The sequence below is a fragment of the Sulfuricaulis sp. genome (genome assembly GCF_049587675.1).
Taxonomy (GTDB): Bacteria; Pseudomonadota; Gammaproteobacteria; order Acidiferrobacterales; family Sulfurifustaceae; genus Sulfuricaulis.
In genome coordinates this window covers 1-13,016 of the sequence record NZ_JBAVEJ010000183.1, presented here as the reverse complement: position 1 = coordinate 13,016, position 13,016 = coordinate 1, and the positions used below count along the sequence as shown (strand labels likewise).

The 13,016-nt window shown below is 63.0% G+C and carries 11 protein-coding genes, 1 pseudogene and 1 riboswitch; of the genes and pseudogenes, 7 read left to right on the top strand and 5 right to left on the bottom strand.

Annotated features, from left to right (window positions below):
- The coding region (locus tag WB402_RS09560; protein WP_424207264.1) for a glycosyltransferase family 9 protein at positions 1-456 on the top strand (456 nt) is incomplete at its 5' end.
- On the top strand, positions 453-2,414 hold the full coding sequence (locus WB402_RS09555; RefSeq protein WP_424207262.1) for an LTA synthase family protein: 1,962 nt from the start codon (positions 453-455) through the stop codon (positions 2,412-2,414). The genes WB402_RS09560 and WB402_RS09555, both read left to right, overlap by 4 nt.
- 210 nt (positions 2,415-2,624) lie before the next feature.
- On the opposite strand, the gene WB402_RS09550 is transcribed toward WB402_RS09555, so the two are convergent.
- A complete protein-coding gene (locus tag WB402_RS09550; RefSeq protein WP_424207260.1) occupies positions 2,625-3,386 on the bottom strand; it encodes a glycosyltransferase family 2 protein in 762 nt (253 codons plus the stop codon).
- Between the two features lie 84 nt (positions 3,387-3,470).
- Here WB402_RS09550 and waaA point away from each other — a divergent pair, with 84 nt between their 5' ends.
- Positions 3,471-4,745, top strand: coding sequence for a lipid IV(A) 3-deoxy-D-manno-octulosonic acid transferase (waaA, locus tag WB402_RS09545; protein WP_424207259.1), 1,275 nt, complete (start codon positions 3,471-3,473; stop codon positions 4,743-4,745).
- 715 nt (positions 4,746-5,460) lie between these two features.
- Here the strand turns inward: waaA and WB402_RS09540 are convergent.
- From WB402_RS09540 to WB402_RS09530, 3 genes are all read right to left on the bottom strand, one after another.
- Positions 5,461-5,880, bottom strand: coding sequence for a YybH family protein (locus tag WB402_RS09540; RefSeq protein ID WP_424207257.1), 420 nt, complete (start codon positions 5,878-5,880; stop codon positions 5,461-5,463).
- A gap of 402 nt (positions 5,881-6,282) precedes the next feature.
- Complete coding sequence (locus tag WB402_RS09535) at positions 6,283-6,603, bottom strand: rhodanese-like domain-containing protein (RefSeq protein ID WP_424207266.1); 321 nt, start codon at positions 6,601-6,603, stop codon at positions 6,283-6,285.
- Positions 6,604-6,620: 17 nt separating this feature from the next.
- Positions 6,621-7,283: a protein-L-isoaspartate O-methyltransferase family protein gene (locus WB402_RS09530; RefSeq protein ID WP_424207255.1), complete on the bottom strand. Its 663-nt coding sequence runs from the start codon at positions 7,281-7,283 to the stop codon at positions 6,621-6,623.
- Between the two features lie 542 nt (positions 7,284-7,825).
- Positions 7,826-7,921, top strand: a riboswitch (TPP riboswitch).
- Positions 7,922-7,974: 53 nt separating this feature from the next.
- On the opposite strand from WB402_RS09530, the gene thiC reads away from it, so the two are divergent.
- Positions 7,975-9,912 carry a phosphomethylpyrimidine synthase ThiC gene (thiC, locus tag WB402_RS09525; protein WP_424207253.1) on the top strand — a complete coding sequence of 646 codons (1,938 nt, stop codon included), beginning with the start codon at positions 7,975-7,977 and terminating at the stop codon, positions 9,910-9,912.
- Positions 9,913-9,985: 73 nt separating this feature from the next.
- On the opposite strand, the gene WB402_RS09520 is transcribed toward thiC, so the two are convergent.
- The gene (locus tag WB402_RS09520) at positions 9,986-10,867 is read right to left on the bottom strand and encodes a beta-class carbonic anhydrase (RefSeq protein ID WP_424207251.1); all 882 of its coding nucleotides are present in this window, start codon (positions 10,865-10,867) and stop codon (positions 9,986-9,988) included.
- Between the two features lie 391 nt (positions 10,868-11,258).
- Here WB402_RS09520 and WB402_RS09515 point away from each other — a divergent pair, with 391 nt between their 5' ends.
- From WB402_RS09515 to WB402_RS09505, 3 genes and pseudogenes are all read left to right on the top strand, one after another.
- Positions 11,259-12,068, top strand: a complete 810-nt coding sequence (locus WB402_RS09515) for an ABC transporter ATP-binding protein (RefSeq protein ID WP_424207249.1) — start codon at positions 11,259-11,261, stop codon at positions 12,066-12,068.
- On the top strand, positions 12,028-12,849 hold the full coding sequence (locus WB402_RS09510) for an ABC transporter permease (RefSeq protein ID WP_424207247.1): 822 nt from the start codon (positions 12,028-12,030) through the stop codon (positions 12,847-12,849). The genes WB402_RS09515 and WB402_RS09510 overlap by 41 nt, the downstream gene beginning before the upstream one ends.
- A 15-nt stretch (positions 12,850-12,864) precedes the next feature.
- Positions 12,865-13,016, top strand: a pseudogene (locus WB402_RS09505) (phosphomethylpyrimidine synthase ThiC); the annotation flags it as partial.

Below are 13,016 nucleotides of genomic sequence, written 5' to 3'. Positions count from 1 at the left end.
GTGCAGAGCCGCTGGGGCGCGCAGATCATCCTGACCGGCGGCCCGGGCGCGCGCGAACAGGCGGCCGGTGCGACCATCATGAATGCGGTGTCCACCGGCGTCACGAACCTCATCGGCGCGACCACGCCGAAAAAACTCGCGGCGGTACTGGCGCACGCGGATTGTCTGCTTGCGCCCGACACCGGGCCGGTGCATCTTGCCGGAGCGGTCGGCACGCCGGTCGTGGGCCTGTACGCGGTCGCGCCGCCGGAGCTTTCGGGCCCGTATCTTTATCCCGATCTGGTGGTGAACCGGTACCCGGAAGCGGTGCGCACCATCCTCGGGCAGGACCCGCAATCGGTGAACTGGACCACGCGTGTGCATCGCGGTGAAGCGATGCGGCTGATCGAGGTCGCCGACGTGCTGTCTAAACTCGCGCAGGTATTTGAAAAAATGGATCGGAAGCAACCTGCATGACAATATTAAAGGGCGCAAGAAACGTCGCGTGGAGGCCCCGTCCGCAGAGCGGAGAACGCTACGCGGGCGCACCGCTCACACCGCTGCGCAAAAGCCTGTACTACTTCGGCCTCGCCCTGGCTGTATTCACGCTTTTCCGCGTCGTGTTTTACTATGATTACCACGCCTATTTCGGGAAATTGTCCGTCGGGCAGATCCTCGGGGCGTTTCTGCACGGCGTGCGTTTCGACGCCGCCATCATCGCGGTCTTTTTCTCCATCCCGCTGCTGCTGATCAATCTGCCGCTGCGCTTCGCCGCCAGCCGCTGGTGGCACCAGCCGCTGGCGTGGATCCTGTGGGTCGTGACGGTGGCAATGGCGCTGGTGCTGGCCGCGGACGTCGAGTACTTCGGTTACGTCGACCGCCACATCGCCACCGAGCTGTTCGCGATCGGTCAGGACATGGGCGCGATGTTGCGCCTCGCCTTCACCAGCTTTCTCGGCGCCGTCCTCGTTTATCTGGTGCTGTGCGCCGGTCTGGGCTGGCTGTGGTGGCGCGTCGCCCGGCGCGAGACCGTGCCCGTGCGCGCCGGCGCCGGCGCACTCTGGTTCGTCGTGTTGTTTCTGGCGCTGATACTGACCGGGCGCGGCTGGACGCTCTACGGCAAGCCGATCAACGTGGTGCATGCCTTCACCAGCGGCAGCACGGAGGCGGGCAACCTGACCCTGAACGGCGTGTTCAGCGCCGTGATGACCAACGACGCCTCGAGTGACGTCAACCACCGGTTTTTCGATACGGGAGAGGCGCGTCGCCTGGCGGCGCAGATTTATCCGATCACGGACGACAAATATCCGTTCCTGCGCGACTACATGGCGAAGCCGAACCATCCCAACGTGATCTTCGTGCTGCTGGAGAGCTGGAGTTTTCACTACATCGACGCGCTCGCCGGGGGGCATTTCGGCGTGACGCCGAATTTCGACGCGCTCGTGAAACAGAGCCTCAGTTTCACCCGCGCTTATTCCCACGGACAACGCTCGATCGAGGGCGTGCAATCTTCGCTCACGGGCATCCCGCGGCTCCTCGGCATGCCGTATCTCGGCAAGGGCCTGGAGGTGACCAACATCTCGCGTCTCGGCACGATCGCGCAGCGCCACGGTTATCGCACGATTTTCGTGCAGGCCCCGCACCGCGGCTCGTTCCGCATGGACGCGATCGCGTACGCCGCCGGATTCCAGGAGTACTACGGCATGGAGGACATCCCGATCGTGCTCGAATATCCGGACGCCGGGGCCGCGGCCTTCGGCTGGGACTACGACACCTTCATGTTCGTTTCCGACAAACTCGCGCACGAGAAGCAACCGTTCCTTGCGTACGTCTACACCGGCAGCACGCATGAGCCGTTCGCGCGACTGCCTGAGCGCTTCGAGAAGCGCCCGCACGGCAGCCTCACCGAGGACGGCTTCCTTAATACGCTCTACTACTCCGACTGGAGCCTCGGCGAATTCATGAAGAAGGTAGCGCAAACCGACTGGTTCAAGAACACCATTTTCGTTTTCGTCGCGGATCACCCGATCGGCAAGTTCGGGATCGCCAAGATTCCCGACCGCTTTCACGTGCCGCTGCTGATCTACGCCCCGGGCCTGGTCAAGCCGGGCACGAACGACGTGGTCGCGTCACAGCTCGATATCTTTCCCACCCTGGTCGACCTCATGGGCTTCGAGGATCCGTTCAGCGCGCTCGGCGACTCGCTGATGCACAAGCAAAACGGTGTGGCGTTCGTGTCCGCCGGCAGCATCGTCGGCCTGATCGGCAAGGAAGGTTATCTCACGTCCAGCCTGAAAAACCGCCTCGACACCGGCGCGGTCGGCGCGGCGCCAATGCCGCCACCGGCCTATTTCAACGACCTGGAGAAGAAATTGCTCGCGACCGATCAGGTGGTGTACGAATTGTTGCAGAGCAACCGCTGGGCGCCGCCGTAGGGATTCAAGAAATAAAATTACGGAAGCTCTGATCAATTATTATGCCGTTCGCCTTGAGCCTGTCGAAGGATGAACGGCAAATATCTGAAAATATGAGGAACCTATCTGTTCGTGGTTCGATAAGGCTGTCCTGAGCCCGTTCGTGCTTCGACAAGCTCAGCACGAACGAGACGAAGGGCTCACCACGAACGGGAATTAATGAGAGGTTCCTTAACTCTTGCTTTTATTGGCGCGCGCGAGCTGCATCAGCTTGGCGTACTTCATGAAGCTATTGAAGCAGCCGATGGCGATGTGCACCAGCCCCGGCACGCCGTCGAGAAACCCCCGCCGCAGAAAATAAAACTTGATGAACCGCGCCAGCGGCGAGAGCACCAGGCGCGCGGCGCCGACGTGTTTGCCTTGGGCGTGCAGCCGTTCCGCCTGTAGCGTGGTGTAGCGGTTCTGCTTGTCGAGATAATCAGCGAGGCTGACAGCGCTGTCGTGCAGCAGGTCGCCGTCGAGCCGGCCGACCGGGCCGGTGGTGACGACATGTTCGTGGATCGGGTCGTCGCTCCAGTGTGCGTGGCCGCGGTGAAACAGCCGCAGGTTCGGGTCGGGATAGCCCTCGCCGTGACGCAGCCAGCGCCCCATGAAGCGGTTGCAGCGCGGCATGTCGTAGGCGAAGAATTCCGGGCCGCGCAGCGCGTCCTGGATGCGATGCGCCAGCTCCGGGCTCACGCGCTCGTCGGCGTCGAGACAGATCACCCAGTCGTGGGCGGCCCGTTCCACGGCGAACTGCTTCTGTTTGCCGTAGCCGAGCCAGTCCTGGTGCAGGAAGCGCGCGCCGTGGCGCTTGGCGATGTCGCGCGTGTCGTCCTGGCTGCCGGAGTCCACGATCAGGATTTCATCCGCGAAGCGGATACTTTCGAGGCATTCGGGAAGCAGGTCGGCGACGTCGCGGGTGATGATGACGGCGGAAAGATGCTCGGGCATGGGCTATTTTATGCTGAAAAATTGCCGGGATGCACGCGCACTGCGCATGCGATAATTCCGAACATCCGCCACCGAGACTGTCACATGCACGCCGCCTATAACTGGTTTCTGCGACTGCTGTTCCCCTATGTGCTGGTGCGCCTGACGTGGCGCGGCCTGAGCAACCCGGATTACTGGCGGCGCATCCCGGAGCGCTTCGGGTTTATCACCCCGCTCTCTACGCCACGCGTGATCTGGATCCACGCGGTGTCGGTCGGCGAGGTGCGCGCCGCGGAGCCGCTGGTGCGCGAGCTTACTGCACGCTATCCCGATTACCCGCTGCTCATCACCACCATGACGCCGACCGGCTCGGCGCAGGTACGGGAACTCTTCGACGGCAAGGTGGCGCACTGCTACGCGCCCTACGATTACCCCGCGGTGGTCCGGCGCTTTCTCGACCGCACACGGCCCATGCTGGCGATCGTCATGGAGACCGAGCTGTGGCCGAATATTTTTCACCAGTGCCGCGCACGTTTCATTCCGGTATTCGTCGCCAATGTGCGCATGTCGGAGTCCTCGATGCGCAAATATCAGCGCTTCGCGTCGCTGGCGCGCGCCACCCTGCAACAGGTGAGCCACTTCGCGGTGCAGTCGCAGGCGGACGCGAACCGGCTGCTCACGCTCGGGGCCGATCCGGAATCGGTGACGGTCACGGGCAGCATCAAGTTCGAACTCAACGCCGGCGCCAGCCTGCGCGAGTCCGCCGAGGTGTTGCGTCTCGCCTGGGGCCAGGACCGGCCGGTGTGGCTCGCGGCCAGCACCCACCAGGGCGAGGAGGAGGCGGTTCTCGCGGCGTTGGCGCAGCTCAAACAGCAGAAGCGTTTCGCCAACATGCTGCTGGTGCTGGTGCCGCGTCATCCCGAGCGGTTTGCCGCGGTGGCGCGCCTGTGCCGCAAGCATGGCTTTCGCATCGCGCTGCGCAGCCAGACCCCGGGGGCGGTTGCGGACGACGTCGAGATTCTGGTGGGCGACACCATGGGTGAGCTGCAGTTGTTCTTTGGCGCGGCCGACGTCGCCTTCATCGGCGGCAGCCTGGTGCCGACCGGCGGCCACAACCTGCTCGAAGCGTCGGCGGTGGGCAAGCCGGTGGTGTTCGGCCCGCACATGTTCAATTTCCAGGAGATCAGCCAGATGACGCTCGAGCGCGGCGCCGGCGTGCAAATCCAGGCGCCGTCGGAACTCGCCGCGGCGGTGTCGGATTTTCTCGGCAACGCCAACCGCCGTGACAGCGCGGGCGAGGCGGGCCGCAAGATGGTCGAAGAAAACCGCGGCGCGCTCGCGGCCAACATGCACCTGATCGAGCAACTGCTCGGAAACTGAATATCAGCGCAGTCGATCGGCGGGTTACGGCGCTGCGCGCCTAACCCGCCCTACATCTTTCATGTAGGGCGCGTACCACACGTCTTTTTTTTCGATCAGTGCGCTTCGCTAACGCTCAGTACACCCTGCGCCTGTTTGGTTTTTCGGGTACCCGTAGCCGCCGCCGAGCATCGCAGGGAAAATCGGGAACAGCGAGTCTCGTGTTCGAGCCCGAGGGTGAGGCGGAGTATTCATGGAAGTCCGGTGGACTTCCATGCCGCCGAACGGGCGCGCCGCGGATCGGCGCGCCCCGGGTGCATGCGCCCGGCGAGTTAGGCGAGCGCCGATTTTCCCGAGAAGCGCAGGAGTGAGCGCTGCCAGTGGCAGCGTGAACGGGCGCACAGGGATGTGCGCCCCAGACTTTCACGCGGAGCCGGACGCGTAGCGGGAAAGGTCGGCGGCTCCGGGGCGTGCTTTCTTTTGGTTCCTTTTCTTTGCACGAGCAAAGAAAAGGAACCCAGGGTGCAGGGGCGGAGCCACCCGCAATTAGGTTTTGAGATCACGCGCATGGCGCGCGATACCATTCAAGTCCTGGATCTCCGCCTTCGCGGAGATGACAACGAGGATTGGGGCCGCCTTCGCGGGGACGACGCCTGGATCTCCGCTGAAGCCTGCCCTCGAATGCTTTAGTCGGGGGCGGAGATGACGGCAATGGAGTGGGTCAGCCACCCACAAGTCAGTGCAGCGTCTTGGACTCGGCCTTCTGAGGGGTTGGCGAGGCCGGCGAGGCGTGGTGCAGGATCATGCGCCAACCGCCCTCGGTCAGGCGGTAGATATTGGTGACCTGCATTGGCGCGGACGGGGGTTCGCCCTTGGTGCGGATGTGCTCCTCGACGATGTGCATCGCGATCTCGCCGTTCTGGGTGCGCGAGCGCTCGGTGATCATGAACTGCATCTCCGGCGAGTTGCGGAAGATCGATTCCCACGAATCGCGCACCGCCGCACGCCCCGTCACGATCTGGCCGAGCGGATGCACGCAGCTGATGTTGTCGCTCTCCGCCCATACCGCCATCATCGCGTCAACGTCGCGCTTGATGAACGCAGCGTAGAACGCGGTCTCTGCCTCGCGCGGCGTGTGTAAGCGTTTTTCGGTCATGGAAGCCATGCGTTGGTCCGTTTCAGCTTGTTTTCGCTCAGGGTTACTGCCGTCTGTCTCAGACGCATCAGGTTCAGTCGTTTAAAGAAGTTCTGATTAAGCCCCCCGTTCGCCCTGAGCCTGTCGAAGGGTGAACGGCAATAACGGTAATAACCAGGCCGTCCGTTCATGGTTCAACAGGCCTGTCCTGAGCTAAGTCGAAGGGCTCACCACGAACAGACTTAATCACAAGTTCCCTAATCATACCGCGTCGGGGCTCGGTCGCGCTTGGGGGTAAAGATCGCGGCCGGTGTCAGCACGTCGATATTCGTGTTGACGCCAGCGGTAAATCCCCCGGTCCTGGCCGCCATCAGGGTATCCCTGCGCGCGATTGAAGGCTGGGGGCATGCGTGCCGGGGCCGTTCAGTAGGTCGACATGTTCGGGTCGACTTCATGCGCCCAGGCGTTGATGCCGCCGACCAGATTGTTGAGCCGGTTGAATCCCTGGCGCTCGAGGTAATTCGCCACTTGCTGGCTGCGCACGCCGTGATGGCAGACCACGACAATCTCCTGGTCCTTGGGCAGTTCCAGGTAACGCGCCGGGATCGCACGCATGGGGACGGAGATGGCGCCCGGCATGGAACAGATATTCAGTTCCCACGGCTCGCGCACGTCGAGCAGCGTGAAATCCTTTTTTTCCTCGTCGAGTCGTGCCTTCAGCTCATGCACGGTGAGTTGCCGGATCATGAACGAAACAACACTCAGAATACGAACCGGGTGGGCTCGATGGCGTTTTGCAGCGGTGGCAAGTCGGTATCGAACAACGAATCTTCGGTGAAGATGTGGGCATCGAGACGCCGGATGCGCTTGACCTCCATCACCGGCGACTGGCCGACGATGGCGATCATCCGTCCGCCGGGCGCGAGGCTGTCGCGGAACGCCTCGGGCAGGATCGGCAGCGAGCCAGTGATGAGAATCACGTCGTACGGCTTCTGGCGGTCCCAGCCGCGCGCGCCGTCGCCGACTTCGAGCGTGATGTTGCGGATGCCGTGGCGCGCGAGCTTGGTCGCGGCCTCGGTGGTGAATTCCGGGCGGATCTCGACGCTCACCACGTGGCGGCCGAGGTTGGCCAGCAGCGCGGTTACGTAGCCGCTGCCGGTGCCGATCTCGAGAATCTTGTCCTTGGGGTCGATTTCCAGTTCCTGCACCAGGCGCGCCTCGTTCTTCGGCGTCATCATCACTTCGCCGTGCCCGAGCGGGATGTTCATGTCCACGTAGGCGAGGTTGCGGCTGGCCGCGGGCACGTAGTCCTGGCGCGGCATGCGCGCGATGAGGTCGAGCACGCGGTCGTCGTGAACGTGCCAGGCACGCATCTGATTCAGGATCATGGACGTACGCGCGGCATCAAAATTCAGCGAAATCATATTTTACGCACACGGTATAGGGGTAAACGGCCGACTAGGGTAAGCAGTTTGGCCGGGGCGTGCAAGCTTGGAACCTCTATGAGGGCATTAGCGGAGGGTATTTTACGGAGGCTTTTAACAATTGCCGTCATGCCCGCCCCGACGGGCAAAAGGTTGCAGAGATTGCTTGTCATTCCCGCCCCCGACTAAAGCATTCGAGGGCAGGCTTCAGCGGGCATCCAGGCTCCAGCAGACAGGGCGGGTGTTGTGTTGTCACGCCGCCCCGACGGGGAAAAGCTTGCACAGATTGCTTGTCATGCCCGCGAAAGCGGGGCGAGGCGGGTTTTCGTGAACATACTTAACGTATGTTCGCGCCGCCGGGCGGGTGCAACGGGGATTGTTGCACCCCGGGCAGCAACAGTGCTGTTTATGTAATCGCGCGCGAAGCGCGCGATACCATGTAAACCCTGGATGCCCGCCTACGCGGGCATGACACAAGAGGGAATTCCACGCCTACCCGTAAGGTTGCATTCCCCCCGGGAATCCTTTAGCTTGAAACCATCCGTATGAGCTAGGGGTGCTGGCCGATGGCCAGCTGAGATACACCCTTCGAACCTGAACCGGTTAGTCCCGGCGTAGGAAAGCTTCTTGAAGCCTCCTCAGTTTTGCCCCGCCGCTCATACCCACGATTTGTTTTAGTGAGGTAGTCATTATGAGCGCCAACCCCAAAGATTTTCTGCAACCGACCTCGACGCTTTCGGCCGAGGCCATCCGCCCGTTCCCGGCCTCGCGCAAGATTTTCGTGACCGGCCCGCGTCCGGACATCCGCGTCGCCATGCGCGAAGTGACGCAGACGCCGACGTCCTCGAGCCACGGCGCCGAGGAGAATCCGCCGATCACGGTATACGACACCTCCGGGCCGTACACCGACCCGACCGCGCACATCGACCTGCGCGCCGGCCTCGCGGCCCTGCGCGAGAAATGGATTCTGGAGCGCAACGACACGGTGCAGCTCGACGGCCCCAGCTCCGAATACGGTCGGGCGCGGGCGCGCGACCCGAAGCTCGCCAGCCTGCGATTCGAACACATCCGCACGCCGCGCCGCGCCAAAGCCGGCGCAAACGTGTCGCAGATGCACTATGCGCGCCAGGGCATCATCACGCACGAGATGGAATACATCGCCGTTCGCGAAACACTGCGGCTCAATGAGCTGCGCCAGGACCCGCGCTACGCCAAGCTCTTGAAGCAGCATCCCGGAACTCATTTTGGTCCGCATCCTGACGTACAGGGACGTACTAATGTCGCGGGAGGCAGGATGCCGGGAGCGACCCGAGAAATCACCCCCGAGTTCGTGCGCGCGGAAGTCGCGCGCGGGCGCGCCATCATCCCCAACAACATCAACCACCCGGAATCCGAGCCGATGATCATCGGCCGCAATTTTCTGGTGAAGATCAACACCAATATCGGCAACTCGGCCGTGTCCTCGAGCATCGAGGAGGAAGTCGAGAAAATGGTGTGGTCGGTGCGCTGGGGCGGCGACACGCTCATGGACCTGTCCACCGGCAAGAACATCCACGAGACGCGCGAGTGGATCATCCGCAACTGCCCGGTGCCGGTCGGCACGGTGCCGATCTACCAGGCGCTGGAAAAGGTCGACGGCAAGGCCGAGGAACTCACCTGGGAAATCTACCGCGACACACTCATCGAGCAGGCCGAGCAGGGCGTGGATTACTTCACGGTCCACGCCGGCGTGCGCCTGCCGTGGATCCCGCTCACCGCCGAGCGCGTCACCGGCATCGTTTCGCGCGGCGGCTCGATCATGGCCAAGTGGTGCCTGGCGCATCACCAGGAAAGCTTCCTCTACACCCACTTCGAGGACATCTGCGAGATCATGAAGGCCTACGACGTCGCGTTCTCGCTCGGCGACGGCCTGCGCCCCGGCTCGATCGCCGACGCCAACGACCGCGCCCAGTTCGCCGAGCTGGAAACGCTGGGCGAACTCACCAAGATCGCCTGGCAGCACGACGTGCAGACCATGATCGAAGGCCCGGGCCACATCCCGATGCAGCTGATTAAAGAGAACATGGACAAGGAACTCGAAGACTGCTTCGAGGCGCCGTTCTACACGCTCGGCCCGCTGACCACCGACATCGCGCCGGGCTACGACCATATAACGTCCGCCATCGGCGCGGCCCAAATCGGCTGGTACGGCACGGCGATGCTGTGCTACGTCACGCCCAAGGAACACCTGGGATTGCCCGACAAGCAGGACGTGCGCGACGGGATTATTGCTTACAAAATTGCAGCCCATGCGGCCGACCTCGCCAAGGGCCACCCCGGCGCGCAGTTGCGCGACAACGCGCTATCGAAAGCGCGCTTCGAGTTCCGCTGGGCCGATCAGTTCAATCTCGGCCTCGACCCGGAGAAGGCGCAGGAATTCCACGACGAAACGCTGCCGCAGGAAGGCGCCAAGCTCGCGCACTTTTGTTCCATGTGCGGCCCGCATTTCTGCTCGATGAAAATCACCCAAGAGGTTCGCGACTACGCCGCCAGCCAGAAGCTTTCGGAAGCGGAGGCATTGAAGAAAGGCATGGAACAAAAAGCCGTCGAATTCCGTAAGTCCGGAAGCGAGGTCTACAACAAGGCCTAGGCGAAGGCGGGAATGTCATGGCCCGCGGGGCGGCCGATAGTGCGCCGCCCCCGTACGGGCAATTCCCCTAGGGTTAGCAGAACGGCAATCCGGCATCGAAGGGCCCCATCTCCCCCGCCGCGCCGGTCAGGAACACCTCGCTGAGCAGACCGGTATCCACGTCATAAATGAAGCCGCGCACGCGTACCGCATCCGGGCCCGTGGTCGGGGTCCAAGGATGATTGATGATGCGCGACAGGCCGCGGCGCACGTCCCATTGCAGGCGCGTGAAGTTCGAGTGTCCGTTGGCGTCCGTGGTGTTCTTGTCGGAGTCGAGCGGCGTGGCGCCGCCGCGGAAGGCCGCGAAGTGCGCGGGATCTGCCATCGACACGCCCGGACTCACGAAGGTCCTTCCGACGGCGCCGCTCAGGGCCGCGACCGCGTTCGGATCGCCTTCGAGACCGGCGCGCAGCAGATCGTCCTTGAAGGCCAGCATGCCGCAGCGAGTGTGATGGATCAGCATCCAGCACTCGGTGTTGAGCAGGTGATGCGAGATGATGAGATTGCGGATCGCGTCTTCGGTGATCACGCCGCCGGCGTTGCGGATGACATGCGCCTCGCCCACGCGCAGGCCGAGGAGCTTCTCGACGTCGAGCCGCGCGTCCATGCAGGCGACGACCGCGACTCGCTTGGAGGGCCGGATCGGCAGGCCCAGGTCACCGGCATTGGCCGGGTTGCTCGCGTAGGCCTTGTTGTTTTTGAGCAGATCGTCGATCACCCGGCAGCGGGGAACGTTGTGGTCGCCACCCGCGAAGCTGGACGCCGCCGCCGGTGTCGCGACCATTCCACCGACGCCGCCCAACGCGGCGGCGCCGACGGCGATGCCACTCAACTTGAGCAGATCGCGGCGCGACGCATCGGTGGTTTGATCGGATTGAGATGACAAAGGGGAATCCTGGTCTTTTTGGTCTTTCATGACTACCTCCATGTGTGCATGTAACCGGATTTGAAGGAGACGCCGCGCGCGCTCAGGACGTGATCGATACAATGCGCGATGGCGCGGACGATTCGACGAGGCAGGAAGAAAGGGTTTTGTCTGCCATGGTGAATCATCCACCTGGACAGCGGAAACTTGGAGCGTCATCAACATAATCCCGAATCGCCCCCGGTGTCTATCGGAGATTCTCCTGAGGTTCTTCAGAAAGACCTTTTAGTTTCTGGGTCAAGATAATATTTAGCGGAAACCGTGATCTGACCCCAGTTTTCTTGTGACTTCCAGATAAAAGGTTGCTTATACTTCCTATCCCCATCGTGACCACCGGTCTCGACCGGCAGCGCGGACATCAGAACGGAGAACGGCCCGCCCATTGGAATCTTCAAGCCCGCCTGCAATTGAGACGTCGGATCTGACGCGCCGCTTTGGCGAGTTGACCGCGGTCGATCGTCTGAATCTGGTGGTCGCGCAGGGCACCATCTTCGGTCTGCTCGGCCCGAACGGCGCGGGCAAGAGCACCGCCATCAAGATGATGACAACGCTTCTGCGGCCGAGCGCCGGCACCGCGCGGGTCGCGGGCTTTGACGTGCTTACCTCGCCGCGCGCCGTGCGCCGCCATATCGGCTACGTACCGCAACTGCTGTCGGCCGATGGCGCACTCACCGGGATCGAAAACCTGCGACTGTCAGCGGTGCTCTATGGCGTTCCGCCCGGCGAGGTGCGCGCGCGCGTCGAGGAGGCCCTGCACTTCATGGGCCTGGAGGCGGCGGCGCGGCGGCTGGTGCGAACCTATTCGGGTGGAATGATCCGCCGCCTCGAACTGGCCCAGGCGATGCTGCACCGGCCGGCGGTGTTGTTTCTGGATGAGCCGACCATCGGCCTCGACCCGGTGGCCCGGTCCAGCGTGTGGGAGCGCCTCGTTGAACTGCAGAAGCACCATGGGTCGACGATCTTTTTGACGACGCACGACATGGAGGAGGCGGAGGTCTTGTGCAGCGAGCTCGGCATCATGCACGAAGGCCGGATCGCCGTACTCGGTACGCCGCAAGGTTTGAAAACGTCGGTGGGTCCACAGGCCACGCTCAACGACGTGTTCGCGCACTACAGCGGCGGCGCCATCTCGGAGGCCGGGGAATATCGCAATGTCCGCACCACCCGCCGCACCATCCAGCGTCTCGGTTAGGCTCGCCGAGCTCGGCGAATTCGCGCGCGACAGCCACGCGATCGCGCGGGTTGAGATCCGCAAACTGTTGCGCGATCCGACCGAGTTGTTCTCGCGCGCCGTGCAGCCGGTGCTGTGGCTGGTGGTGTTCGGCCAGGTGTTCAGCCGCGCACGCGTCATCCCCACCGGCAATGTCGACTACCTGGCGTTCATGACCCCCGGCATTCTCGGCCAGAGCGTGCTGTTCAGCGCCATCTTCTACGGCATCGCGGTGATCTGGGAGCGCGATCTGGGCGTGATCCATAAACTTCTGGTCAGCCCGGCGCTGCGTGGCGCGCTGGTGTTCGGCAAGGCGCTGTCGGCGGCGGTCCGCGGTCTCATCCAGGCGGTGGTCGTCTATGTGATCGCCGCCGCGCTGCACATCGGCATGCACTGGGAGCTCACCAATATTCTGGCGGTCATGCTGGCGGTGATGCTCGGTTCCGCCACCTTCGCGACCTTTTCGCTGATCATCGCCTGTCTGGTGAAGACGCGTGAACGGTTCATGGGCATCGGCCAGGTCCTGACCATGCCGTTGTTCTTCGCCAGCAACGCCATCTACCCGATCGAGTTGATGCCCGACTGGCTCAAGGTCATCGCCCGGCTCAACCCACTGACCTATCTGGTGGATGTCCTGCGCGGCTTGATGATCGTCGGCGGTGAAAGCGTCCACAGCGCCGCCCTCGACTTCGGCGTGATGAGTCTGGTATTCGTGCTGTTGCTGTTCCTGGCCGCCCGGCTGTATCCGACATTGTTGACGTAGGTTTCGCCAGCGACCGGCGCACAACTGCGCGACAACGCGCTATCTAAGGCTCGCTTCGAGTTCCGCTGGGCCGATCAGTTCAACCTCGGCCTCGACCCCGAGAAGGCGCAGGAATTCCACGATGAAACGCTGCCGCAGGAAGGCGCCAAGCTCGCGCATTTCTGCTC

Coding starts and splice junctions, on each gene's coding strand:
- waaA (WP_424207259.1), top strand. CDS start 3,471: ATGCACGCCGCCTATAACTGGTTTCTGCGACTGCTGTTCCCCTATGTG.
- WB402_RS09550 (WP_424207260.1), bottom strand. CDS start 3,386: ATGCCCGAGCATCTTTCCGCCGTCATCATCACCCGCGACGTCGCCGAC.
- WB402_RS09510 (WP_424207247.1), top strand. CDS start 12,028: ATGTCCGCACCACCCGCCGCACCATCCAGCGTCTCGGTTAGGCTCGCC.
- WB402_RS09530 (WP_424207255.1), bottom strand. CDS start 7,283: ATGATTTCGCTGAATTTTGATGCCGCGCGTACGTCCATGATCCTGAAT.
- thiC (WP_424207253.1), top strand. CDS start 7,975: ATGAGCGCCAACCCCAAAGATTTTCTGCAACCGACCTCGACGCTTTCG.
- WB402_RS09520 (WP_424207251.1), bottom strand. CDS start 10,867: ATGAAAGACCAAAAAGACCAGGATTCCCCTTTGTCATCTCAATCCGAT.
- WB402_RS09555 (WP_424207262.1), top strand. CDS start 453: ATGACAATATTAAAGGGCGCAAGAAACGTCGCGTGGAGGCCCCGTCCG.
- WB402_RS09540 (WP_424207257.1), bottom strand. CDS start 5,880: ATGACCGAAAAACGCTTACACACGCCGCGCGAGGCAGAGACCGCGTTC.